Below are 514 nucleotides of genomic sequence, written 5' to 3' on the forward strand. Positions count from 1 at the left end.
GCAGAAGCTTACATTGCTGAAAAAGATGAAAAAATTTTAGTAATAAATGCTAATTCTTTTAGGATAGAGGCTCAAAATGCACTTTTAAAGATCATCGAAGAGCCTCCAAGAAATATCAAATTTATAATAGTAACACAGAGTAAAAATTTACTTCTACCAACGATTAGATCAAGAATGCTCATAGAAAATAATCTCACAAAAAAGCCAAAAATAACTCTTGATCTAAATTTAAAATCGCTTAGCCTAAAGGAGCTAACAAGCTTTATTGATCAAAAGATCGCAGACGAACAAGCTCAGAAATTTGGCAAAAACGAGCTAAAAGAGCTTGTTGGCGTTATCGTGACAAAGGCGGTTGATAGCGGGTATAAATTTAGTGGCGATGAGATGGATTATTTTTTCTCGCTTATCAAGCTAGCTGATCTAAACGCCAAGTCTCACGCCGTGCTAACGCCACTACTGCTTACTATATTTCAAAAAGGACGACGTTGAAATTTTATAAGATAAATAACAAAAG

The 514-nt window shown here is 34.2% G+C and carries 1 protein-coding gene; it reads left to right on the forward strand.

Annotation, left to right across the window (positions count from 1 at the left end; genetic code table 11):
• Positions 1–489: DNA polymerase III subunit delta' (locus CYP51_RS09205; RefSeq protein WP_103625205.1), on the forward strand; the 489-nt coding region annotated here is incomplete at its 5' end.
• Between the last annotated feature and the right edge of the window lie 25 nt (positions 490–514).

Origin of the sequence: Campylobacter concisus (genome assembly GCF_002912895.1) — a bacterium.
GTDB classification, from domain to species: Bacteria; Campylobacterota; Campylobacteria; order Campylobacterales; family Campylobacteraceae; genus Campylobacter_A; species Campylobacter_A concisus_G.